The organism is Streptomyces niphimycinicus, from assembly GCF_018883605.1.
Lineage (GTDB): Bacteria > Actinomycetota > Actinomycetes > Streptomycetales > Streptomycetaceae > Streptomyces > Streptomyces niphimycinicus.
This window is the reverse complement of sequence record NZ_JAHLEM010000369.1, coordinates 1-23,245: the sequence shown is the minus strand read 5'-3', so window position 1 is coordinate 23,245 and position 23,245 is coordinate 1. Positions and strand designations below refer to the sequence as shown.

Sequence of the window (23,245 nt, the reverse complement as noted above, 5' to 3'; positions counted from 1 at the left end):
GCCAAGGCCCGGACCGCCGCCGGGACCGCCCGGCCCGGGGCGCTCGGCGCCGGGGCCGCGGTAGTCGCCGCGCCGCTGCTGGTCGTACGGCTGCTGGTCATAGCCGGACGGTGCGTGCTGGGAGGCGTAAGGATCGCTTTCGGGGAAACCGCCGAGCCGGGGCTGCTGCCAGCCGTAGTCGTCACGGGGCCGCGGCCAGGCGCCCGGTTCGGGGCGCGACTGCTGGTAGCCAGGGTAGGCGGGGCGGGCCGACGGCAGATCGTCCGGCGCCTGGCGGCCATAGCCGTCCCGGCCGTCGTAGCCGTCATAGGACTCGCGCTGCTCGCGGTTCTCGTAGGACTCGCGGTTCTCGTAGGACTCGCGCTGCTCGCGCTGGACCTGCGGGGGGACGACCGGTTCGCCGGCGGACTCGTCGACGGTGATCGCGATGCGGATCGGGCGGCCGCACTCCCGGCTCAGCGTTTCGCTGACGACGGGGGCCAGCCGGCCCTCCAGTACGCCCTTGGCGAATTCATTGGGGACGGCGAGCAGCGCGGTGTCGGCGACCAGCGCGAGGGGCTGGCACCGCTTGATCCAGTGCTCGTCCTTGGCCTCGACGCCTTGTCCGCCCTGTCCCGAGCCTTCTCCCAGCAGCCGCTCGAGCACGCGTGGCCACACTGCGGCAAGATCGGCAGGTACGTCAGCCACAGGGCACGCTCTCTCAGCTCGCTGGGTGGGGGACGCCGACAGGTCCCACGAATGCGTGGTTCTCGGGACGGGCGTGAAGGAATCGGAGCCCAGCCACGGTAGTCAGGCCGGGGTGCGCGGTTCAAGTCGTTGTCCACAGGGTGTGTACAAATGTGCCATGCGATGTCGCCGCGCGTTCCCTTGCCCCTAGGCTGGGAGGGCAACCGCGCTGTCTTGGTGTCGGCCACCGGTTTGACCGGATGGCGTAACCGCGCGTACCGTAACCAGGTCGAGTTGTCGATGGCTGCTGCCGCCTGCCTCCGATGGGCAAGGATCACGGGCGAGATGACCTGTGATCGTGAAGCGGTGCACTCGGGCGTATTGCGAGCTACTCGTGGGCGCACGGTGACAGCCAGGCGATAGACCGCCACCATCCGATTCATTTCTGGAGCCCCCGAGTGAGCAAGCGCACTTTCCAGCCGAACAACCGTCGCCGCGCGAAGACCCACGGCTTCCGGCTGCGGATGCGCACCCGTGCCGGCCGCGCGATCCTCGCGTCCCGCCGTAGCAAGGGTCGCGGACGCCTGTCGGCCTGAGCAGCCTGATCCAAGGTCCATGACGTGCTGCCTACCGAGCATCGGCTGAGGCGGCGCGAGGACTTCGCGGCCGCGGTACGCCGAGGACGCAGGGCCGGTCGCCCGCTCCTTGTCGTGCATCTTCGTACCGGCCTCACCAGCGGTGATACGGACCCGCACGCATCCGGGGAGAGTGCTCCTCCGGCGCGTGCGGGTTTCGTCGTAAGCAAGGCGGTCGGCGGCGCCGTCGTCCGCAATCTGGTGAAGCGGCGACTGCGTCATCTGATGCGGGACCGCATCGATCGTTTTGGCGCAGGTAGCCTTGTGGTCGTACGGGCACTGCCCGGCGCGGGTGAGGCGGGTCACGACCAGCTTGCCCGCGATCTCGACACGGCAGTGCAGCGGCTACTGGGAGGGGTGCCGCGATGAAGTACCCGCTGCTGTGGTTGATCAAGCTGTACCAGTGGACCATCAGCCCGATGCTGGGACCGGTCTGCAAGTACTACCCGTCGTGCTCGCACTATGGCTACACGGCCATCGACCGGCACGGCGCGGTAAAAGGAACGGCGCTGACGGCCTGGCGCATCTTGCGCTGCAACCCATGGTCGCTCGGTGGCGTCGACCACGTACCGCCCCGGAAGCGTCCGGTGTGGCACCAGCGGCTGCGGAACCGCCTCGGCGGGCATCCGACTGCGGATCCTGCCGCACAGCCCGAGACCCAGCCCAATGCCCAAGGAGCCTGATTCGTGGACACGATCCTCGGTCCTCTTTATGACGTAGTTTCCTGGATCATCGTCCAGTTCCACTCGTTCTACAGCCTTATTTTTGATCGAGACAGTGGCTGGGCGTGGGGTCTGTCCATCGTTTCGCTGGTGGTACTGATCCGTATCTGCCTCATCCCGCTCTTTGTGAAGCAGATCAAGTCGACGCGGAACATGCAGGCGCTCCAGCCCAAGATGAAGGCGATCCAGGAGCGCTACAAGAGCGACAAGCAGCGTCAGTCCGAAGAGATGATGAAGCTGTACAAGGAGACGGGGACCAACCCGCTCTCTAGCTGCTTGCCGATCCTTGCCCAGTCGCCGTTCTTCATTTCGCTGTACCAGGTGCTCAACCACATCGCGAACAACCGGCCGGTCGGTGTCATCACCGACCAGGCGATGCTGGACAGCGCCCGGAACGCCCATATCTTCGGCGCTCCGCTGTCGGTGAAGTTCATGGACTCGGCCGCGAAGGTCGAGTCCCTCGGCGCCTCGCTGACCGATGTGCGCATCGTGACGATCACCATGATCGTCCTGATGTCGGCGTCGCAGTTCTTCACCCAGCGCCAGCTCATGACCAAGAACGTCGACCTGACGGTGAAGACGCCGTTCATGCAGCAGCAGAAGATGCTGATGTACGTCTTCCCGATCATGTTCGCCGTCTTCGGTATCAACTTCCCCGTCGGTGTCCTCGTCTACTGGCTGACCACCAACGTCTGGACCATGGGCCAGCAGATGTTCGTCATCCGCCGTAACCCGACCCCGGGCAGTGTCGCCTACCAGGCCCGCCAGGAGCGGCTGCGGGCCAGCGGCAAGCTGAAAGAGGAGCCGGCCGAGGTTGCCGCGAAGGAGGCTGCCGAGACGGCGCGTGCCAACCGTCAGCAGCCCAAGCGCCAGACCAAGGCGCAACGCTCCACCACCGGTCACAGCAGGGCCGGCGCACAGTCGGACTCCTCGGCCGTCACGGAAAAGTCCGCCGAGGCCAAGCCCGACCAGAAGCAGGGCGCGGGGCAGAAGAAGGGCGCGCAGGGCGGCAAGCCGGCCGGCGGCTCGGCCTCCGGCTCCTCCCGCGGCGCGAAGTCCGGCCAGCGCAAGGGCCAGCAGCGCCCCAAGCACCCGTCCAAGAAGTAACGAAGGAGTCCATCCGTGACGGAAGGCACCACCCCGGCCGCCGAGGGTGTCGACACCCTGTCCCGCCTTGAGCAGGAAGGGGAGATCGCGGCCGACTACCTCGAGGGGCTGCTGGACATCGCGGACCTCGACGGCGACATCGACATGGACGTCGAGGCCGACCGCGCAGCGGTGTCGATCATCAGCGACTCGACCAGCCGCGATCTTCAGAAGCTGGTCGGCCGCGACGGCGAGGTGCTGGAGGCCCTTCAGGAGCTGACCCGCCTCGCGGTGCACCGGGAGACCGGCGACCGCAGCCGGCTGATGCTCGACATCGCCGGATACCGGGCCCGTAAGCGTGCCGAGCTGACCGAGCTGGGGACCAAGGCCGCGGAGGAGGCGAAGGGCACCGCTCAGCCGGTGAAGCTGAAGGCGATGACGCCCTTCGAGCGGAAGGTGGTGCACGACGCTGTTGCCGCCGCCGGGCTGCGCAGCGAGTCCGAGGGCGAGGAGCCTCAGCGCTGCGTGGTCGTGCTTCCGGTCTGAAGCGGTTCCGCATCGTGATCCACACGGCCCCGTCTGTACGCAGACGGGGCCGAATCTTGTCAGCCTTACATCATCGTTCAGCACAGTGTTCGGTACGGAAGGACGGTCCCCGTGACGGAAGCAGCGGAGCTCCCCCCGGCGCCCCCCGAGGCAAGGGACGTATTCGGTGACCGCTTTCCGGAGGCCGTGCGCTACGGCGAGCTGCTGGCCGATGTGGGAGTGACGCGCGGGCTGATCGGCCCGCGCGAGGTGCCGCGGCTGTGGGAGCGGCATCTGCTGAACTGCGCGGTGCTCTCCGAAGTGGTGCCCGAGGAGGTCACCGTCTGCGATGTGGGGTCGGGGGCCGGGCTCCCCGGTATTCCGCTCGCCCTGACCCGGCCGGATCTCCAGATCACGCTTCTGGAGCCCTTGCTGCGGCGGACGAACTTTCTGCGGGAAGTGGTCGAGCTGCTGGGGCTGGAGCATGTGACGGTGGTGCGCGGCCGTGCCGAGGAGGTCCTCGGGAAGCTGACCCCGATGCATGTGGTGACGGCTCGGGCGGTGGCCCCGCTGGACCGGCTGGCCGGCTGGGGGGTGCCGCTGCTGCGCCCGTACGGCGAGATGCTGCTCCTGAAGGGCGACACCGCCGAGGAGGAGCTGAAGCAGGCCCGGGCCGCGCTCGGCAAGCTGGGGGTGGTGGAGACCTCGGTGCTGCATGTCGGTGAGGGAGTGGTGGACCCGCCCTCGACGGTGGTGCGGGTCGAGGTCGGGGAGAGTCCCGGGGGTGTGCGCTTCGCCGCGAAGCGGGCCAAGGCCGCTCGCCGGACACCGCGTCGTCGACCCTGAACCGAGGGCATTGCTCCATACAAGCTGGCAAAACTACGCATTCCGGAGTGTCGCGACCAATCGGCGAGGGCTCCCGTGCATCGTGTTTCACGTGAAACGTCGCTCCCTGCTGCATGGAATCATCAGTCGCGGTCGTGCGGCGGCCTCGCCCCGCGACCGCCGACCCCGTATGAACGTGGATTCATCCACAGGAGAACGGGCCTCGCTGGTTCACGACCCCAAAAGCATGGCAGGCTCTGCTTATTGCGAGCCTGATGTCGAGGAGAGTGAATCCTTGCGGTCCGACGCCAACATCGCGGGGCCGATGACCGATCCGGTCCCCGGCCCCCGTACCGAATCGCCGGGGGAGGATGTTTCACGTGAAACGCCACCCCCGATGGACGACACCCCTATTGGCCGTGCCGCTCAACTGGCGGTAGAAGCTCTCGGCCGCGCCGGTGAGGGTCTGCCCCGGCCGGAGCAGACCCGGGTGATGGTGGTGGCCAACCAGAAGGGCGGGGTCGGAAAGACCACGACCACGGTCAACCTGGCCGCCTCGCTCGCCCTGCACGGTGGGCGGGTGCTGGTGATCGACCTCGACCCACAGGGCAATGCTTCGACGGCGCTGGGGATCGACCACCATGCCGAGGTCCCATCGATCTATGACGTGCTGGTCGACAGCAAGCCGCTGTCCGATGTGGTGCAGCCGGTCCCGGATGTGGAGGGGCTCTTCTGTGCCCCGGCCACGATCGATCTCGCCGGTGCCGAGATCGAGTTGGTCTCTCTGGTGGCCAGGGAAAGCCGGCTGGAGCGGGCCATCCAGGCATATGAGCAGCCGCTGGACTACATCCTGATCGACTGCCCGCCCTCACTGGGGCTGCTGACGGTCAATGCGCTGGTGGCCGGTGCCGAAGTGCTGATTCCGATCCAGTGCGAGTACTACGCGCTGGAGGGGCTGGGGCAACTGCTGCGGAACGTGGATCTGGTGCGGGGCCATCTCAATCCCAAGCTCCATGTCTCGACGATCCTTCTCACGATGTACGACGGCCGCACCCGGCTGGCCTCCCAGGTCGCGGACGAGGTGCGCAGTCACTTCGGCGGTGAGGTGCTTCGGACGAGCATTCCCCGATCGGTGCGTATCTCCGAGGCCCCCAGCTATGGGCAGACCGTCCTCACCTATGACCCGGGGTCCAGTGGGGCGCTCTCCTATCTCGAGGCGGCCCGCGAGATCGCCCTCAGAGGCGTCGGCGTGCACTACGAGGCCCAGCACGTCCATGCCTTGCCCGAGCTCAGCCAGCACGACCAGCACAGTATGCAGGAGGGGATTCAGTGAGTGAGCGACGCAGAGGACTGGGCCGTGGGCTCGGTGCCCTGATCCCTCCCGCGCCGAAGGGGGCGGACAATGCCGCATCCTCGGCGGGGGCGGGAAGGGTCACGACGACCGGGGCCACCACCTCACCGACCGCGGTCCCGGTGCTCACCCAGGAGCGTGGAGTGGCGGCGGCCAAGGTGACGGCGCTGTCGACGCACACCGTTCCACAGGAGCCCGAGCCCGCACCGCGGGAGGCGGAGCCCGAGGCCGCACCGGCGGCGATGCCGGAGGAGGTGGCCGGGGCGCACTTCGCCGAGCTGCCGCTGGACTTCATCACCCCCAATCCGCGGCAGCCCCGTGAGGTCTTCGACGAGGACGCGCTCGCGGAGCTGGTCACCTCGATCCAGGAGGTCGGTCTCCTCCAGCCCGTCGTCGTACGGCAGTTGGCGCCGGAGCGCTATGAGCTCATCATGGGCGAGCGCCGCTGGCGGGCCTGTCGTGAGGCCGGGCTGGAGAAGATCCCCGCGATCGTCCGGGCCACCGACGACGAGAAGCTTCTGCTCGACGCGCTGCTGGAGAACCTCCACCGGGCCCAGTTGAACCCGCTGGAAGAGGCGGCGGCGTACGACCAGTTGCTGAAGGACTTCAACTGCACGCATGACGAACTGGCCGACCGCATCGGGCGCTCACGTCCGCAGGTCTCCAATACGCTGCGGCTGCTGAGGCTCTCCCCGTCGGTTCAGCGCAGGGTGGCGGCGGGGGTCCTCTCCGCGGGCCATGCGCGGGCGCTGCTCTCCGTGGACGACGCGGAGGAGCAGGACCGGCTGGCCCATCGCATTGTCGCCGAGGGTCTCTCGGTGCGTGCGGTGGAGGAGATCGTCACCCTGATGGGATCGCGATCGGGTGGTACGACGAAGACCAAGAGCCCGAGGGCGGGGGCGAGGGTGTCCCCCGCGCTCACGGATCTGGCGTCGCGTCTCTCCGATCGGTTCGAGACGCGGGTGAAGGTCGACCTCGGTCAGAAGAAGGGAAAGATCGTCGTCGAGTTCGCCTCGATAGAGGATCTCGAGCGGATCCTCGGCTCGCTGGCTCCCGGTGAGGGGCCGGTGCTGGAGCAGCCGCTCTCCGCGGAGGGCGGGGCGGAGGACGAGGACGAGTGAGGCGCTGTCCGTGCGGCCGTGTCGATGCCGTACGGAAGGGCAGTGCGGGGCGGGTCGTGTGCCGACATGGTCGGAACACGACCCGCTGTTTGCTCAAGGGCGGTATCGGTGCAATCTCGGCACGGATACGATGCGATCAGGCAGGGCGGATCCAGGTGGAGGCGCCGCATGTACAGGGCAGGGCCATGCGATCGGTGAGCCGCACCGGACTGGTGGCCACAGGATTGGGCCTGGGAGCTGTCGGCGGCTTCGTCGGCAGTCTGCTCAGGGAGCGTAGTGCGCTGTCAGCCGCCCGTGGCGCGGCTGGCCACGGAAGTGAAGGACTGGCTTCATGGGGCGTCGGCTCGTACCGCTCACGTTGGACAACCTCCCGGACATCCCCAAGCGCTGTCGCGCCTGTGTCTTCTGGGAGCTCGATCCGGTCAGCGGCGAGGCAGCCGTAAGGGCCGGCCGGCCGGAGCTGGAGAAGGAGGCATGGATCTCGGCCGTGCTGCTGGAGTGGGGATCCTGCGGCCGGGTGGTCTATGTCGATGAGGTTCCGGTGGGCTTTGTGCTGTACGCGCCTCCGGCGTATGTGCCGCGCTCCACGGCCTTCCCGACCAGTCCGGTCGCGGCGGATGCCGTTCAGTTGATGACGGCGTGGCTGATGCCCGGATACCAGGGGCAGGGGCTGGGCCGGGTGATGGTGCAGACCGTCGCCAAGGATCTGATCCGCCGGGGCTTCAAGGCGGTGGAGGCGTTCGGAGACGCCTCCTGGAAGGAACCGGCGTGTGTGCTGCCCGCCGATCATCTGCTGGCCGTGGGCTTCAAGACCGTCCGGCCGCATCCGCGCTATCCCCGGCTGAGGCTCGAGCTGAGGACGACGATCTCCTGGAAGGAGGATGTCGAGCTGGCGCTGGACCGGCTGCTCGGCGCCGTCCAGAAGGAGCCCGCGCTTCGGCCGCTATAGCGAGTTCCACGTGAAGCACGAAAGGGGCTGCCCCATGGGCAGCCCCTTCGCGCATCAGCGCGCCGCGTGGTTCGCTCAGCCGATGAAGTCGGCCAGGTCGCGCTCGATGGCGGCCTTGGGCTTGGCGCCGACGATGGTCTTGGCGACCTCGCCGCCCTGGTAGACATTGAGCGTCGGGATGGACATCACGCCGTACTTGGCGGCCGTCGCCGGGTTCTCGTCAATGTTGAGCTTGGCAATGACGATCTTGTCGGGGTGCTCGGCCGCGATGGCCTCCAGCGAGGGGGCGATCTGGCGGCACGGACCGCACCAGGCGGCCCAGAAGTCGACGAGTACCGGCTTGTCGCTCTTGAGGACCTTCTCCTCGAAGTCGGCGTCCGTCACGGTGACCGTGGCACCGGCCATGGCAATCTCCTTAGTGAGTTGGTGCAGGGGTGGGAAGCGAAGTCAGACGGTGGCGTCGCCCTGGCCCAGCGAGGCGAGGTACCGCTCGGCGTCCAGCGCCGCCGAGCAACCGGTGCCGGCCGCGGTGATCGCCTGACGGTAGGTGTGGTCCACGACATCGCCCGCGGCGAAGACACCGGGCAGGTTCGTCCGGGTGGTGGGCGCATCCACCTTGAGGTAGCCCTCGTCGTCCAGGGCGAGCTGGCCCTTGAACAGCTCGGTGCGCGGGTCATGACCGATCGCGATGAACAGTCCGGTGACCGGCAGCTCCGAGGTCTCGTCCTTCTTGACATCGCGGAGGGTGAGACCGGAGAGCTTGCCGTCGCCGTGGATCTCCTCGACCGCGCTGTCCCAGATGAACGAGATCTTCGGGTCGGCGAAGGCCCGCTCCTGCATCGCCTTGCTGGCGCGCAGGGTGTCCCGGCGGTGGACCACCGTGACCGACTTGGCGAACCGCGACAGGAAGGTCGCCTCCTCCATGGCCGTGTCCCCGCCGCCGATGACGGCGATGTCCTGGTCCTTGAAGAAGAACCCGTCACAGGTGGCACACCAGGAGACACCGCGGCCGGAGAGCTCGTCCTCGCGCGCCAGCCCCAGCTTGCGGTGCTGGGAGCCGGTGGTCACGATGACGGTCTTGGCGCGGTGGACCGTACCGGCGGAGTCGGTGACGGTCTTGATCTGCTCGGTGAGGTCGACCGCGACCACATCGTCCGGGATGAGCTCGGCGCCGAAGCGCTCGGCCTGAGCCCGCATGTTGTCCATCAGGTCGGGGCCCATGATCCCGTCCCGGAAGCCGGGGAAGTTCTCCACATCGGTGGTGTTCATCAGGGCACCACCCGCGGTCACGGAGCCTTCGAAGACCAGCGGCTTCAAGGAAGCGCGGGCGGTGTAGAGCGCGGCCGTATAGCCCGCGGGCCCGGAACCGATGATGATCACGTTGCGGACGTCGCTCACGGATGTCTTCCTTGTCTCTGCCGACTGCCGGACTGCTGACTGGGCGGGCGGCTCCGGGCTCCCCCGGAATTCCGCTGCCACCCCACCCAACGGATCCTACGGGTCAGGCATTCCCGAGCGCTGTCAGGCAGGGCCCCGAGGCGTGCGGTGTGGCTCAGGGACGCGGATAGGTCCGGGTCACCAGAAGCTTCCCGGGAGACGTCGGAGACGCCGAGACGCAGGACGCGTCGATCACAAAGGCATCGACGAGCGAGCTGTCGGAGGGGTGCGGGAGGACGACGATATAGGCGGTCTGGCCGTCGTAGGTGTCCTGCTGCGCCGCGAGAGCCGGTTCCTTGCGGCCGGTGCCGCTCTGTACACAGGACGGCACATTCGGGTCGTCGTCGGCGAGCAACGGCACATCGGGTGAGTTGCCCTGCCCGGTGACCCCGTTCGACGCGCTGGACTTCCGGTCGGTGAGCAGCTCGTGCACACGGTCCTTGAGCGTGCCCGAGGAGAGGTTGGACGTCCCGGAGCTCTGGCTGGCATGGGCCTGGGTGCCGCCGTCGCCGTGCTCACCCGAGGAGCCGCCCTGGACGAAGAAGGAGCCGATGCCGATCACCGCCGCGGCGCAGGCGCCGCCGAGGACGACCTTGGGCCAGCGGCGGGCGCGGCCCGGGCGGGCGCCGGGTCCGGTGGACCCTCGTCCCGGCCCGGTGGACCCTCGTCCCGGCCCGGTGGCCCCACGCGGGCGGCCGGCGGGCCGGTCCGCCGCGGTGGAGGACTTGGACGCGGGCTTCACGGTGTCGGAGGCGGGGGCGCCGTCGCCGGTTTCACGTGAAACCGGCGTGGGTGCCGGGTCCGGCTCCGGAGTTTCACGTGAAACATCGGCCACCGCCTCGGGAGCGGTCGCGTCGAGAAGCGCTTCGGCGGCCAGCGCCGCGTCGATACGGCCCGCGATGTCGGCGGGCATCCGCACCGGCCCTGGCAGCGTCCCGAGCAGGGAGCGGATCTCTTCCAGGGACGTCGATACGTCCGCGCACAGCACGCAGCTCGCGAGGTGAGTGCGCACATCGACGGCGCGGGACGGAGAGAGCAGACCCTCGGTGAGTGCGGAGATCTCCGCGACTTCTGGGTGCTCGTCCGTGTCCGTCGAGGATGTCACGCTCGCCCACCTCCGCCCTTCACGGCATCTGTGTCGTTCGGTCCTGCCGTCGGTGGGACGGACGTCCCCTGCGTCCGGTTCCTTCCCCCGCCCGAGGGTGAGCTACCCCTCCCGCTGGGGTGGAGATGTGAGAGCAGCGGCAGCAGTCGTGCGCGGCCCCGGGCACAGCGGCTCTTCACGGTGCCGGTCGGAACGTCCAGGACCTTCGCCGCCTCCGCGACGGGATAGCCCTGCATGTCGACCAGTACCAGGGCCGCGCGCTGCTCGGGAGGGAGGGTGCGCAGCGCCCGGAGCAGTTCGCGGTGGAGATCACCGCGCTCGGCGGGAGCGGCGGCTGATTCATGGGGTTCCAGAAGTTGCTCGAGCCGCTCGGTGTCGTCCACGGGGGAGGTGCGACGGGAGGCGGCCTTGCGGGCCCGGTCCAGACAGGCGTTGACCGTGATCCGGTGCAGCCACGTCGTCACGGCGGACTGGCCCCGGAAGGTGTGTGCGGCGCGGTAGGCGGAGACGAGCGCGTCCTGGACCGCGTCGGCCGCTTCCTCACGGTCGCCGAGGGTGCGCAGCGCCACCGCCCAGAGTCTGTCGCGGTGGCGCCGCACTATTTCGCTGAAGGCGTCCGGGTCGCCGTCGACATGCCGGGCAAGGAGCTCGCCGTCGCTCGCCCCGCCGATGGTGGCGTCGTCCAACGTTGAGCCCCTCCCCTCTCGGCCGACCGTAGAGGGTCAGCCCTTGACCTTGATCTCCGAGATGCCGCCACGGTAGCGATCAGCGGTGCTGGCCGGAAGCTCGGTGATGTGAACCAGGACGTAACGCGTCCGTACTGGCTTGTCGAGAACGGTGGTCAGCTTCTTCCCGGTGCTCTTCAGATCGGTGAGGTGCTGGGAGAAGGCGCTGAGTGAGGTGGGGTTGGAGGCGGAGGGGTCCGCGGCGAGAACTTCCACCTTCTGGCCGGCGCGGTAGAAGTCGATGTCGATACTCGAGACGCTTTTGGCGCTGCCGAGGTCGACGACGATGCCGCTGCCCTGCTTTCGTTTGGGCAGGTTACCGAAGTTCGGGTAGTTCCAGAACTCCTTGGTCACCCAGGCGGTGCCCGCGTCGCCGTCCACGGCTGCATCGACCTTGGCCGGGGCGAAGGGCGCGTCCAACGGGGAGAACTCCGTGGCGCTCGCGATGTCGAGCGGCTTGCCCACGGGCTGCTTGCCCTTGCCGTCGTCCTTCTCGCTCGTGGACTTGCCCGGGTCGGACTTGTTCTCCTCCTTGAGGAGCGTGTCCGCGAGCTGCCAGCTACCCAGGCCGAGGGCGGCGATCAGCAGGGCGGAGACGGTCCACTTGAGGGCCTTGCCCGTGCGGCTCTGCAACGGCGGCGGAGGCGGCATGGGAGCGGCCGCGCGGGCCGGGTGCGCGGCGCCACCACGGTTCGGCGGCCGGCCGTACACGCCCTGTTGGTACGTCGTGCGCGAATACGCCGGCGAAGGGGTGTAGGCGGGCTCGGGCGGCCGGATGCGCGGCATGGCCGCGACGGCCTTGGCCAGCTCCTCGGGGGTGGTGCAGGGCTGGTCCTGACGAGAGGCGGTGGCCCCGTCGTTGACCAGCGCGCGCATCGCGAGCTCGGACAGCCCGCGGTGCACTCCCGCGCGGACCTGGTCGGGGGCGATCAGGCCCACGCCCTTGGGCAGCCCGGAGAGGCCATAGGCATCGGTGTCGTACGGCCAGCGCTGAGTGAGCGCCGCGTACAGCAGCGCGCCGATCGCCTCGGTGTCCGTGCGCTGCGGGTGGTCGGCGCTGATACCGCGCAGGGCGGCCATCACGGCGAGTCCCCGGATGCGGTACTGGCCGGACTCGGTGCGCAGCACGGAGCCGGGGTTCAGCCGCAGATGGGCCAGGCCCTCGCGGTGGGCGGCGGCCATGGCCTGGGAGACCTGGCTGACCAACTGGTACGCGTCGTGCGGCTCGAGCGGCCCGGCGGCCAGCACGGCGGTGAGTTCGGTGGCGTCGGGAAGCCACTCATGGACGACATAGACGAGATCGTTCTCCTCGACGGCGTCGAGGACTTGGACGAAGCGGGGGTCGCCCAGCAAGGCCGCCGAACGGGCGGCGGCGAGCACCGGCCTGGCGCGCGGATGGTCGGCGGGCAGGACATGCACGCCGACGGCACGCCGCAGTTTCTCGTCCACGGCACGCCAACTGCTGAATCCGTCCAGACGGGTGACGCACTCCTCCAGACGGTAGCGTCTGGCCAACTTATGACCGCTGTGCAGCTCGAGGGGGCCCGCTTCGGCCGCGGCGCCCACCTCATCGGTGACCGCGGCCTCCGTCCCCTTACCGACCTTCTCTTTCGTCCCCGCCCCGTCGGCCGTGGCCTTGCCCGCCTCGGCGGTCAGCGGCTCCTCTCCACCGCTGTCGGCCACGTCGACGGCAGCCGTGCTCCGTTCCGCCACCGTCGTTCCTGCCTCCCCATCCGTTGCGCCTACTCCGAGCCAAGACAATTGTGCCCACAGTCCGCCGCTATGCACGACACACGGTGGCGGACGATGGTTGTGCTCAATGATCAGCGTCCGAGTCGTCCGCGCACCATACCGACCATGGCCGTCAGTTCCTCAACGCGCATCCGTTTCGCAGCAATGTAGAAGACCGCGATAAGAACAAGACCGCCGCCCAGCAAACCCGCTACAGAGCCGGCGATACCCATTCCGAGGGTCTGCATGATGGCGTACGCCGAGCCGCCGCCCAGGATGGCGGCGGGGATGCTGGCGCCCGTGAGGCGGGTGTAGGTGCGGATGACGCGGGGGCCGTCCAGATCGCCGCCCAGCCGCTTGCGCAGCCGCTTCCAGGCCACGCCCACGCCGGTGGCGTAGGCCAGGCCGTAGGCGGCCGCCATACCGGCGACGGCCCAACGGGCGGGAAGCACGACATAGGCGAGCGCGGAGCCGGCGGCGTTGACGGCGGCGATGATCACCGTGTTGTAGAAGGGGGTGCGGGTGTCCTCGTAGGCGTAGAAGCCGCGGAGGACGACGTACTGCACGGAGAAGGGGATCAGGCCGAGGCTGAACGCCATGAGGATGTAGCCCATGGAGACGGCCGCGTCGGTGCCGGAGGCGCCGAACAGCAGCGTGCACATGGGGATGCCCAGGGCGATGAAGCCGAAGGCGAGCGGGACGATGGCGACGGCGGAGGTGCGCAGCCCCTGCGAGATGTCGTCGCGGACCGCTCCGGCGTCCCCGTCGTGGGCCGCCCGGGAGATCCGGGGCAGCAGCGAGGCCATGACGGAGACGGTGATGATCGCCTGCGGCATGCCCCAGATGAGCTGGGCGCTGGAGTAGCCGACGAAGCTCATGCCCGGCGCGTTCTGGTTCTCGGCCTCGGCACCGGCCGCGGTGGAGAGCTGGGTCACGACCAGCACGCCCGCCTGGTTGGCAAGGACGAACAGCACCGTCCACTTGGCCAGTTTGGCGGCCTTGCCGAGGCCGTGGCCGCGCCAGTCGAAGCGTGGCCGGAAGCGGAAGCCGGTGGCCCGCAGGTACGGGAACATCGCCAGGGACTGCACGACGAGTCCCAGCAGGGTGCCCATGCCCAGCAGTCGGATGCCTTCGGCGGTGATGGTGGTGGTGTCCATCTTGGAGCCGCCGGCGGAGCCGAACACCCAGATGAACAGGCCGAAGGTGAAGATTATGACGATGTTGTTCAGGACCGGCGTCCACATCATTGCCCCGAACCGGCCCCGGGCATTGAGGATTTGGCCGACCACCACGTGAATGCCCATGAAGAAGATGGTGGGCAGGCAGTAGCGGGCGAAGGTGACCGCGACCTCGTTGTCGGCGGGGTTGTCCGCGATGGTCGGCGACATCACGCGGATCAGCAACGGCGCGGCGAACACGGTCACCGCGACCAGGAGGCCGAGCACCACCATCACCAGGGTGAGCAGTCGGTTGGCGAACGCCTCGCCGCCGTCGTCGTCCTCCTTCATCGCGCGCACGAGCTGCGGGACGAAGACCGAGTTCAGACCGCCGCCGATGGTGAGGATGTACACCATCGTCGGCAGCGTGTACGCGAGGGCATAGGTGGAGCCGAGGGTGGCCGCGCCCAGTCCCGCGAGGACCACCATCTGCCGGACGAAGCCGGTGAGCCGGGAGACCAGGGTGCCCGCGGCCATCAGCGCGCTGGATTGGAGCACGCTGGACGCGCGGCCCTTGCCCGCTGAGGGGTTCTCCGGCTCGGGCTCGGCCGCGGGGGCGGTCACGATGGGAGCGGCCACCGTGGGAGCGGCGGCCGCGGCATTGGCGGACTCGGACCTCGACGGTCCGGGGACCGGTGCCTGCCCCTGCCCGTGCGGGGGGTTCTCCGGGCCCTGCTGGTAGCCCTGGCCCTGGGCGGCCCGGGGGTCATAGGGCTGCTGATCGCGGTAGAGATGTGCGAAGGCGTCCCGCTGCGGCTGCTGTGGCGCGCTGTAGCCGTCGCCGGCGCCCGGATAGCCGGTGCCCGCCTGACCGCCGGTGTACGGCTGCTGTGCCGCGCCCTGGTGGCCGGGAGCGGCCTCGGAGTGCCATGCGCGCGGGTCGGGGCCCTGCGGTGCGGGGGGCTGCTGGTAGCCCCCCTGCTGCGGTGTCTGGGGGGCGTGCCGGTCGTACAGCGGATCCGTCAGTGGGTCGTGGGCGTAGCGATCCTGCGTCGGATACGGGTAGGGCGTGAAGCTGCCCGTCGCGTACGCATCGTCCAGGTACGGATCCGGTGCGTAGTACTGCTGGCCGTACGACTGGCGCGGATCGGCCTGGGGGGCCTGGTGGGCGTCGCCCAGATACGGATCGCGCTGGTGCGGTTCCTGTCCGTAAGGGTCGTGGGAGCCGTGGGGAGAAGGCTGCGGCGGCGGTGGCACTCGGCCATCACCGTCATACGGCGCGTTCATCGCTACCCCACCTCATCGTCCGCTGCGGCCGACCGGCCCCGGCTTTGCTCAACGCTCCACTTTCTCACCCGAGCCGGACGGGCCAGCGCTTTGCGATCCGGTGTCCGCCGCCGGGTCACTCGGCTGCTCGGGCACGAGGGCGTGCGCGGGGTCACGCCGGTCGGTCTCCGGGGCCTCGCTGTCGTCCTCATCCTGCCCGTGTGCCGTCTCGGCGTCTTCCCCGTCTCCGCCGTCTCCGCCGTCTTCACCGCTCTTGGCGGCCGCTCGCTTGCGCTGGACGTAGATCCGGACACCGGCGAGGACCAGTAGCAGCACACCGCCGGCGATCACGAGAATCACGGTCGACGTGATTTCGGTGACATTCACCTCGAACAGCATCTCGCGGCCGTAAGGCTGTCCGTCCGGGGTGTAGAGCTGGGCCGAGACCCACACCGGGCCGTTCGCGTTGGCCGTGGTCCCGAACTTCACGGACTGGCTGTGGCCGCCCTCCACATTGACGAGCTGAGGGTCGCTGATCGCCAGCCGGTTGCCCTGCTGGGAGCGGAGGACGAGCCGTAGGTCGACGCCCTGCACCAGGTTGTTCTGGAGGGTCACCGGGATGGTCGCGCTCCGCCCGGAGAGGGTCATGTCCGTCTTGGGGACCAGGCGCACCTTCTTGGTGAGCCCGGACAGATAGGTCTGCACGTCGTGCCGGAAGCCGGCCGCGTTCCGCGCCTCGCTGCGCCATGAGGTCGACATCTCGCGCCTGATCGCGTTCCCGAAGGGAGTGACCACCCGGTACTTGGCGGTCAGAATCGGCTCGAAATTGTCCAGGGTCTTCTGGGTCTCCTGGATCCTGTCGAACGCCTCGGTGGGCAGTTCCCGCGCGCGCAGCGACCGGGGGTAGGAGCGGGGGCTCGGCACCCGCTGGGTGGCGCTCGGGTCGGGCTTCGCCTTCGCGGCCTGTCCCAGGCTCAGCGGCTGCGTCCACTGCCCGGAGAGGCCCTCCAGGGCCGCCGCCATCGCCTGCGCCTGGCTGGTGGTGGGCGTCCGCTGGGGGGCGACCACGATGCTGCGCTGCTTGTCCGGCGCCTGAAGGTTGAACATCTGGCTCTGGGCCAGGAAGGTCTGGATGGCGAGGGTGGAGTTCTCCGCCTTCGACATGTCGCCGGTGAAGGCCGTCGACAGCCGTGCGTCGGCGACCACCGCCGTATTGCCGCCGCCGATCTGGCGGGCCGCGGTGGGGGTGTAGGGGAGCCCGCCGGTCTCGCGCAGGCTGTCGCTGCGGGCGATGACGTTGTGGGCGCCCGCGGAGGTGGCGACGTCCACGATCGAGGAGTCGACCGCCCCGTCCACGGGCCAGGCGAAGTCCGTGCGCGGCTTCACTCCGAGGATGGTCTCCACGGTCGTGGAGGCGAGCTCGGTGGCGCCCTGGAGGTGGCTGAGGGTGCCGGTGACGTTCTTACCGCGGTGGGCGAGCGAGGCGAGGTCGGGGTCGGCGAACGGCAGGGCGACCACCTGCTTGCCGTCCACGGCCTTCTGGAGGGCGTCCAGCCACTGCTTGGCGACCGTCTGGCCGTGGCCCGCCGTGGTCCCCTTGCCCGAGGGGTTCTGGACCTCGTACTTCTTGGTCATCGCGTCGACCGTGGCGAGCAGATCGGGGTCGATCACCCAGGTGATGGGGAGGTTCTTCCCCAGGGCGACCATCTGCTGGAGACGGCCGCCGGGGGCCAGCTCCTTCGCGAGGCGGTCGTCCCGGAAGATCGGGGTGCGGTCCTCGTCGTTGTCCGTGCGCGCGGTCACATGGGTGGCGGAGATCAGCGGCCACAGATAGGTGAGCTGGGACTTGTGCGTGGCCGAGCCCGACTGCCAGGGCAGGAAGGTCCGCTCGATGCCCAGCACCTGCGGCCAGGGCTGACTGGAGGTGCCACCGGTGAGCGAGACACCGAGCTGATAGACGCCGTTCTCCCCCAGGTGCAACTGGTCCACCGGTATGGAGAGGGAGAAGTCACGGCTGGCGCCGGCCGACAGCTTGCCGATCTTCTTGGCGTATTTGCCGTCCACCTCGGTGCCGTCGAGGCCCTCCGTATAGCCGGTGCGGTGGGCGGCGGTGTCGATCGCGCTGCGGCCGTCCATGGTCGGACCGACGCGGAGGCCCACCCGGGCCCCCGACACCGTGGTCCTGGTCTCGTTGGTGACGGTGCCGCTGACGGTGAGGGTGTCGCTCTTCCCCGGCGCGGTGGGGGTCAGTGAGGTGATGGAGACGTCCACCGACCGTGAGCCGGTGGCCTTGCTCTCCGCGTGGGCGGCGGGTGCCGCCGGAATCTGTGTCAGGCCCGCGAGCATCGGCGCCGCGGCGAGCAGGGCCGCTGTGCGCCGCAACCATCGTCGGGCGCGAGCGGAAGTTGTCCCCCGGAGGTCTGCCGCATCGGCCACGCGCTCGCCCGTCCCTTGTCGTCAGTAGGTCGTCAGTGGTCGTCGCAATGTGCGTCCACGAAATGGTAACGATGCCCGCTGTGGCGAAGTGCTGTGGATGGCTCCACAAGATCGTTACGCAGTGGTGGTCCGCATCGGGTGTGGAGGCTGCGGGACGCACGGCCACGTACCCTGTTCTGTTGTGCCGAACGCCAACAATGACAGCCGACCCCCGCAGCCGACCAATGAGCTCAGCCAGGTGCAGCGCCGCGCCGTTGGCGAGCTTCTGCGGGTCTCTCCCGTCGCCGACGATCTTGCCAGGCGCTTCCAGCAGGCCGGTTTCCGCCTGGCCCTGGTCGGCGGCTCGGTACGGGACGCGCTGCTCGGCCGGCTCGGTAACGATCTGGACTTCACGACGGACGCCCGGCCGGACGAGGTACTGAAGATCGTACGGCCGTGGGCGGACGCGGTATGGGATGTCGGCATCGCCTTCGGTACCGTCGGCTGCCGTAAGGACATGGCCGCAGGAAGCGGGTCGGATCAGAGCTTCCAGATTGAAATCACGACTTATCGGTCAGAAGCCTATGACCGGACATCCCGGAAGCCCGAGGTGTCGTACGGCGACTCCATCGAGGAGGACCTGGTCCGTCGGGACTTCACGGTCAACGCGATGGCGGTGGCGCTTCCGCAGAAGGAGTTCATCGACCCGCACCACGGTCTGGAGGATCTCGCCGCCCGGGTGCTGCGCACCCCCGGCACGCCCGGGGAGTCCTTCTCCGACGATCCGCTGCGGATGATGCGTGCCGCGCGCTTCGCCGCGCAGCTCGACTTCGAGGTGGCCCCCGAGGTGGTCGCCGCGATGACGTCGATGGCCGACCGTATCGACATCGTCTCGGCCGAGCGGGTACGTGATGAGCTCAACAAGCTCATCCTGGCCGACCACCCCCGCGAGGGGCTGCGGCTGCTGGTGGAGACGGGGCTCGCCGACCGCGTCCTGCCGGAGCTTCCGGCGCTGCGCCTGGAGCGTGATGAGCACCACCGCCACAAGGATGTGTACGAGCATTCGCTGACGGTGCTGGACCAGGCCATCGACCTGGAGACCGAGGGCCCCGATCTGGTGCTGCGGCTGGCCGCGCTGCTGCATGACATCGGTAAGCCCAAGACGCGCCGCTTCGAGAGGGACGGCCGGGTCTCCTTCCATCACCACGAGGTGGTGGGGGCCAAGATGACCAAGTACCGGATGACGAAGCTCAAGTACTCCAATGAGCTGATCAAGGATGTCTCGCGCCTTGTCGAGCTGCATCTGCGCTTCCACGGCTATGGCACGGGGGAATGGACCGACTCCGCCGTCCGCCGCTATGTCCGTGACGCCGGGCCGCTGCTGGACCGGCTGCACAAGCTGACCCGCTCGGACTGCACCACCCGCAACAAGCGGAAGGCGATGGCGCTCTCGCGTGCTTACGACGGCCTCGAGGAGCGCATCGCCCGGCTGGAGGAGCAGGAGGAGCTGGACTCGATCCGCCCGGATCTGGACGGCAACGAGATCATGAAGATCCTCGGTATCCCCCCGGGGCCGCAGGTCGGCAAGGCGTACAAGCATCTGCTGGAGATGCGGCTGGAGCACGGCCCGATGGAGCGGGACACCGTGATCGCCGCGCTCCAGGAGTGGTGGGACGCTCAGTCGGAGGGCTGAGCGCCTCCGGTTTCACGTGAAACATCGACCCGCTTGGCGTTCTCCCGGTCATGTTTCACGTGAAACCTGACCAGCAGTGCGGTGGCCGCATAGATCAGCGCCACACCGATCAGCAGCGGGGCCGATCTGCCGTCCGGTGGCAGTATCACCGCGGCGACCGCCGCGGCTCCTACGAAGGCGACGTTGAACAGCACGTCATAGAGGGAGAAGACCCGGCCGCGGAAGTCATCGGCGATGGCGGACTGCACCACGGTGTCGGTGGCGATCTTCGCGCCCTGGGTGACAAGCCCGAGGATGAACGCGGCGGTCAGCATGGGGGCGGGCTCGAAGGGCAGCCCGAGACCCGGCTCCAGCAGGGCCGCGCTTCCCGCGCACACCATCACCCAGGAGAGCCGGCCGTCCGGCCGGGAGGACGCGGGCTTCCTGAGCCGGGCCACCGCCCATGGGGTGATCACCGCCGCCGTGAAGAAGCCCGCGCCCGAGACCCCGACGGCCAGCCCCAGAAGCGCGAGCCCCTCGGACTCGGTGTCGGCCCATGCGTAGCGGCAGAGCATCAGCACCGTCACCGTGAGGGCCCCGTAGCAGAAGCGCATCAGCGTCATCGCGGCCAGCGCCACCGTGGGGTCCCGGCGTTCCAGTAGATGGCGTACGCCCGCGACCAGGCCGCGCGCGGTGCTCATCAGGGCCGCGGGGAGGCGGGGCTGAAGGGCCGCGGGATCCGGCCCCAGCAGGCCCGGTGCCATCGACAGGGCCGTGAGCCCGGCGATGAGATAGAGCGCGGCGCCCACCAGGACGACCAGCGCGTCCGACGAGGTGCCTCCCGGGCCCGAGAGCCGGACGATGAAGGCGAGGCTGCCCCCGGCCGTGGCGGCGAGTGTTCCGGCGGTGGGCGAGAGGGAGTTGGCCATGACCAGACGTTCCTGGCTGTCGACGACCCGCGGCAGGGCCGCCGAAAGACCGGCCAGCACAAAGCGGTTGACGGCCGTCACCGACAGGGCCGAGACGTAGAAGAGCCACTCCGGCACCTGGCCGAGGACCGGCACGGCGGTTCCGGTGGCCAGTCCCGAGCGCAGCAGATTGCCGTAGAGCAGCACCTGCCGCCGGCGCCAGCGGTCCAGCAGCACGCCGGCGAAGGGGCCGAGCAGGGAGTAGGGGAGCAGCAGGACGGCCATGGCGGAGGCGATGGCCGCGGCGGAGGTCTGCTTCTCCGGGGAGAAGACCACATACGTGGCGAGGGCGACCTGGTAGACGCCGTCGGCCGCCTGGGACAGCAGGCGGATGGCCAGAAGGCGCCGGAAGTCACGCAGTTGCAGCAGTACGCGGAGATCACGCACAACAGGCATGACATCAGCCTCACACACCACACGGGCCTCCGGGTGTATTACCCGAAGGCCCGTGATCACGCGGCGGGAATCAGCGCATGCGCGTCAGCGCTCGACCTCGCCCTTGATGAACTTCTCCACGTTCTCCCGCGCCTCGTTGTCGAAGTACTGCACCGGCGGCGACTTCATGAAGTACGAGGAGGCGGAGAGGATCGGGCCGCCGATGCCGCGGTCCTTGGCGATCTTCGCGGCGCGCAGCGCGTCGATGATGACACCAGCGGAGTTCGGGGAGTCCCACACCTCGAGCTTGTACTCCAGGTTCAGCGGGACATCGCCGAACGCGCGGCCCTCCAGGCGGACATACGCCCACTTGCGGTCGTCCAGCCAGGCCACGAAGTCCGAGGGGCCGATGTGGACGTTGTCGGCGCCCAGGTCGCGGTCGGGGATCTGGGAGGTGACGGCCTGGGTCTTGGAGATCTTCTTGGACTCCAGGCGCTCCCGCTCGAGCATGTTCTTGAAGTCCATGTTGCCGCCCACGTTGAGCTGCATGGTGCGGTCCAGGATGACGCCCCGGTCCTCGAACAGCTTGGCCATCACGCGGTGCGTGATGGTCGCGCCGACCTGCGACTTGATGTCGTCACCGACGATCGGCACCCCGGCCTCGGTGAACTTGTCCGCCCACTCCTTGGTGCCGGCGATGAAGACCGGAAGGGCGTTGACGAAGGCGACCTTGGCGTCGATGGCGCACTGGGCGTAGTACTTGGCGGCGTCCTCGGAGCCGACCGGGAGGTAGCAGACCAGAACGTCGACCTGCTTGTCCTTGAGGACCTGGACGACGTCGACCGGGGCCTCGTCGGACTCGTCGATGGTCAGGCGGTAGTACTTGCCGAGTCCGTCGAGCGTGTGGCCGCGCTGGACCGTGACACCGGTCGTCGGCACGTCGCAGATCTTGATGGTGTTGTTCTCGCTGGCGCCGATGGCGTCCGCGAGGTCCAGGCCGACCTTCTTCGCGTCCACGTCGAAGGCGGCCACGAACTCCACGTCGTTCACGTGGTAGTCGCCGAACTGCACGTGCATCAGACCCGGCACGCGGGTGTCCGGGTCGGCGTCCTTGTAGTACTCGACGCCCTGTACCAGCGAGGCGGCGCAGTTGCCCACGCCGACGATGGCTACACGAACCGAACCCATTCCGGTTGCTCCCTGTGTGTACTGGATGAGGCCCCGCGGCTGCCGGGCCTCACTTGGTGGTGTCATCGGACGGATCCGGCCGGGATCCACCCCGGTGCCGGGGCGGGCCGTCCGCATCTCCTGACTGGTCCTGCTCCTGCTGTGGCGGCCGGTCCTCATCCCGCTCGATCGCCCGGTCCTGCCCGGCGGTGCCGTCGCGCTGGTCGCGCCCGGCCCGCTCGCTCTCGATCAGCTCGTTCAGCCAGCGGACCTCGCGCTCCACCGACTCCATCCCGTGCCGCTGTAGCTCAAGGGTGTAGTCGTCCAGCCGCTCGCGGGTGCGGGCCATGGCGGCGCGCATCTTGTCCAGGCGCTCCTCCAGGCGGCTGCGCCGCCCTTCGAGTACCCGCATCCGAACGTCTCGTGACGTCTGGCCGAAGAAGGCGAAACGGACGCCGAAGTGCTCGTCCTCCCAGGCGTCCGGCCCGGTGTGGGCGAGCAGCTCCTCGAACCGCTCCTTTCCCGCCGCCGTGAGCCGGTAGACGATCTTGGCCCGGCGGCCGGAGAGGGGCGCCGCGAGGGCGTCCTGGGAGGCGCTGCCGGATTCCTCGATCAACCAGCCGTTGGAGACCAGCGTCTTGAGGCAGGGATAGAGGCTGCCGTAGCTGAACGCGCGGAACACCCCGAGTGACGTGTTGAGCCGCTTGCGCAGCTCGTATCCGTGCATCGGGGACTCGCGCAGCAGGCCGAGGACGGCGAACTCCAGGACGCCGGAGCGTCTGCTCATTCCCCGCCTCCCCTCTCCTTCGAGCCCGCTATGCCGAGCTGATGTATCGACTCGATACATCAAGACGATAGATCCGTGCCTGCGGCGGGACAAGAGGGCCCACGGTGAACGCCGTCACATCATCAATTCGTGGCATTCAATCTGACGGTTATGGAGTGAAGGTGGCGGCTGGGCGGGTTTTGACCGTGCGTACTCTGTTCGCCATGCAGACCTATGGGAACCAAGTGACGCCGCGATGCGTCCTCGTCCCGGATGCAGTGCGTCCGGTTGCCTGGTGCGACCGGATCGCACATTGGGGGGACCGGAAGCCATCTGCCGCTTTCAGGCGATAGCGCCTGCCCGAGGAGAAGTCGTTCCATGAGCGAGCACCGTCGCAAACCGCCGCAGCCCCAAGGCGGCGGACGAGCAGCGGCCCGGCGAGCCGGACAGCAGTCGTCCGGCCGCCGCGCAGCACCGACGCACAACGCCGCAGCCGGGTCGGACGCCACCCCCCAGGGGGAAGAGCGTCCTTATGGCGGCCGCGCGGCGGCCCGCCGCGCCGCACAGCGCGGCGGCGGCCG

Annotated in this window: 21 protein-coding genes and 1 pseudogene; 11 read left to right on the top strand and 11 right to left on the bottom strand. The window is 68.8% G+C overall.

All coding sequences use genetic code 11. The features are described 5' to 3' along the window. A pseudogene (locus KN815_RS29360) lies at positions 1–687 on the bottom strand (chromosomal replication initiator protein DnaA); the annotation flags it as partial. 437 nt (positions 688–1,124) lie between these two features. Between KN815_RS29360 and rpmH the strand changes: the two are divergent. From rpmH to KN815_RS29315, 9 genes are all read left to right on the top strand, one after another. Further along, the gene (rpmH, locus tag KN815_RS29355; protein WP_009716483.1) at positions 1,125–1,262 is read left to right on the top strand and encodes a 50S ribosomal protein L34; all 138 of its coding nucleotides are present in this window, start codon (positions 1,125–1,127) and stop codon (positions 1,260–1,262) included. Positions 1,263–1,286: 24 nt separating this feature from the next. Next, positions 1,287–1,670, top strand: a complete 384-nt coding sequence (rnpA, locus tag KN815_RS29350; protein ID WP_079059322.1) for a ribonuclease P protein component — start codon at positions 1,287–1,289, stop codon at positions 1,668–1,670. Next, positions 1,667–1,984, top strand: coding sequence for a membrane protein insertion efficiency factor YidD (gene yidD, locus KN815_RS29345; protein ID WP_216344908.1), 318 nt, complete (start codon positions 1,667–1,669; stop codon positions 1,982–1,984). The genes rnpA and yidD overlap by 4 nt, the downstream gene beginning before the upstream one ends. 3 nt (positions 1,985–1,987) lie before the next feature. Next, positions 1,988–3,130 (top strand): membrane protein insertase YidC, encoded by a 1,143-nt coding sequence (gene yidC / locus KN815_RS29340; RefSeq protein WP_216344907.1) that lies wholly within the window; start codon positions 1,988–1,990, stop codon positions 3,128–3,130. Positions 3,131–3,145: 15 nt separating this feature from the next. Continuing rightward, entirely contained in the window at positions 3,146–3,655 is a 510-nt protein-coding gene (locus tag KN815_RS29335) for a Jag family protein (RefSeq protein WP_059143744.1), read from the top strand. 111 nt (positions 3,656–3,766) lie between these two features. Next, positions 3,767–4,480, top strand: coding sequence for a 16S rRNA (guanine(527)-N(7))-methyltransferase RsmG (rsmG, locus tag KN815_RS29330; RefSeq protein ID WP_078642436.1), 714 nt, complete (start codon positions 3,767–3,769; stop codon positions 4,478–4,480). Between the two features lie 226 nt (positions 4,481–4,706). Continuing rightward, the gene (locus KN815_RS29325; RefSeq protein ID WP_078505641.1) at positions 4,707–5,792 is read left to right on the top strand and encodes a ParA family protein; all 1,086 of its coding nucleotides are present in this window, start codon (positions 4,707–4,709) and stop codon (positions 5,790–5,792) included. After that, entirely contained in the window at positions 5,789–6,931 is a 1,143-nt protein-coding gene (locus KN815_RS29320) for a ParB/RepB/Spo0J family partition protein (RefSeq protein WP_216344906.1), read from the top strand. The genes KN815_RS29325 and KN815_RS29320 overlap by 4 nt, the downstream gene beginning before the upstream one ends. Before the next feature lie 331 nt (positions 6,932–7,262). Continuing rightward, on the top strand, positions 7,263–7,880 hold the full coding sequence (locus tag KN815_RS29315; RefSeq protein WP_216344905.1) for a GNAT family N-acetyltransferase: 618 nt from the start codon (positions 7,263–7,265) through the stop codon (positions 7,878–7,880). Positions 7,881–7,955: 75 nt separating this feature from the next. Here the strand turns inward: KN815_RS29315 and trxA are convergent, their stop codons facing one another. The 7 genes from trxA to KN815_RS29280 all read right to left on the bottom strand — a co-directional run bounded on the left by trxA (position 7,956) and on the right by KN815_RS29280 (position 17,737). Continuing rightward, positions 7,956–8,285, bottom strand: coding sequence for a thioredoxin (trxA, locus tag KN815_RS29310; protein WP_014061966.1), 330 nt, complete (start codon positions 8,283–8,285; stop codon positions 7,956–7,958). A gap of 42 nt (positions 8,286–8,327) precedes the next feature. Continuing rightward, positions 8,328–9,278, bottom strand: coding sequence for a thioredoxin-disulfide reductase (gene trxB / locus KN815_RS29305; RefSeq protein WP_216344904.1), 951 nt, complete (start codon positions 9,276–9,278; stop codon positions 8,328–8,330). Positions 9,279–9,432: 154 nt separating this feature from the next. Beyond that, complete coding sequence (locus KN815_RS29300; RefSeq protein WP_216344903.1) at positions 9,433–10,422, bottom strand: RsmA family anti-sigma factor; 990 nt, start codon at positions 10,420–10,422, stop codon at positions 9,433–9,435. Beyond that, positions 10,419–11,108 (bottom strand): RNA polymerase sigma factor SigM, encoded by a 690-nt coding sequence (gene sigM, locus KN815_RS29295; RefSeq protein WP_119990052.1) that lies wholly within the window; start codon positions 11,106–11,108, stop codon positions 10,419–10,421. Before sigM ends, KN815_RS29300 begins: the two co-directional genes overlap by 4 nt. A 36-nt stretch (positions 11,109–11,144) precedes the next feature. Further along, positions 11,145–12,860: a protein kinase family protein gene (locus tag KN815_RS29290; protein WP_216344902.1), complete on the bottom strand. Its 1,716-nt coding sequence runs from the start codon at positions 12,858–12,860 to the stop codon at positions 11,145–11,147. Positions 12,861–12,970: 110 nt separating this feature from the next. Further along, positions 12,971–15,322: a murein biosynthesis integral membrane protein MurJ gene (gene murJ, locus KN815_RS29285; protein WP_216344901.1), complete on the bottom strand. Its 2,352-nt coding sequence runs from the start codon at positions 15,320–15,322 to the stop codon at positions 12,971–12,973. Positions 15,323–15,370: 48 nt separating this feature from the next. Beyond that, the gene (locus KN815_RS29280) at positions 15,371–17,737 is read right to left on the bottom strand and encodes a DUF6049 family protein (RefSeq protein WP_216344900.1); all 2,367 of its coding nucleotides are present in this window, start codon (positions 17,735–17,737) and stop codon (positions 15,371–15,373) included. A 181-nt stretch (positions 17,738–17,918) separates the two neighbouring features. Here KN815_RS29280 and KN815_RS29275 point away from each other — a divergent pair, with 181 nt between their 5' ends. Beyond that, positions 17,919–19,409, top strand: coding sequence for a CCA tRNA nucleotidyltransferase (locus KN815_RS29275; RefSeq protein ID WP_216344899.1), 1,491 nt, complete (start codon positions 17,919–17,921; stop codon positions 19,407–19,409). On the opposite strand, the gene KN815_RS29270 is transcribed toward KN815_RS29275, so the two are convergent. The 3 genes from KN815_RS29270 to KN815_RS29260 all read right to left on the bottom strand — a co-directional run bounded on the left by KN815_RS29270 (position 19,394) and on the right by KN815_RS29260 (position 22,685). Beyond that, positions 19,394–20,752, bottom strand: a complete 1,359-nt coding sequence (locus KN815_RS29270) for an MFS transporter (RefSeq protein ID WP_216344898.1) — start codon at positions 20,750–20,752, stop codon at positions 19,394–19,396. The two genes, KN815_RS29275 and KN815_RS29270, sit on opposite strands and share 16 nt — an antisense overlap. A gap of 84 nt (positions 20,753–20,836) precedes the next feature. Beyond that, a complete protein-coding gene (locus KN815_RS29265) occupies positions 20,837–21,919 on the bottom strand; it encodes an inositol-3-phosphate synthase (protein ID WP_216344897.1) in 1,083 nt (360 codons plus the stop codon). A 49-nt stretch (positions 21,920–21,968) separates the two neighbouring features. Beyond that, a complete protein-coding gene (locus KN815_RS29260) occupies positions 21,969–22,685 on the bottom strand; it encodes a PadR family transcriptional regulator (protein ID WP_216344896.1) in 717 nt (238 codons plus the stop codon). A 357-nt stretch (positions 22,686–23,042) separates the two neighbouring features. Between KN815_RS29260 and KN815_RS29255 the strand changes: the two genes are divergently transcribed. After that, positions 23,043–23,245 (top strand): hypothetical protein (locus KN815_RS29255; RefSeq protein WP_216344895.1); only part of this gene is annotated, 203 nt, incomplete at its 3' end.

Coding starts and splice junctions, on each gene's coding strand:
- KN815_RS29325 (WP_078505641.1), top strand. CDS start 4,707: ATGGCAGGCTCTGCTTATTGCGAGCCTGATGTCGAGGAGAGTGAATCC.
- trxA (WP_014061966.1), bottom strand. CDS start 8,285: ATGGCCGGTGCCACGGTCACCGTGACGGACGCCGACTTCGAGGAGAAG.
- murJ (WP_216344901.1), bottom strand. CDS start 15,322: ATGAACGCGCCGTATGACGGTGATGGCCGAGTGCCACCGCCGCCGCAG.
- KN815_RS29315 (WP_216344905.1), top strand. CDS start 7,263: ATGGGGCGTCGGCTCGTACCGCTCACGTTGGACAACCTCCCGGACATC.
- KN815_RS29265 (WP_216344897.1), bottom strand. CDS start 21,919: ATGGGTTCGGTTCGTGTAGCCATCGTCGGCGTGGGCAACTGCGCCGCC.
- KN815_RS29260 (WP_216344896.1), bottom strand. CDS start 22,685: ATGAGCAGACGCTCCGGCGTCCTGGAGTTCGCCGTCCTCGGCCTGCTG.
- KN815_RS29270 (WP_216344898.1), bottom strand. CDS start 20,752: ATGCCTGTTGTGCGTGATCTCCGCGTACTGCTGCAACTGCGTGACTTC.
- yidD (WP_216344908.1), top strand. CDS start 1,667: ATGAAGTACCCGCTGCTGTGGTTGATCAAGCTGTACCAGTGGACCATC.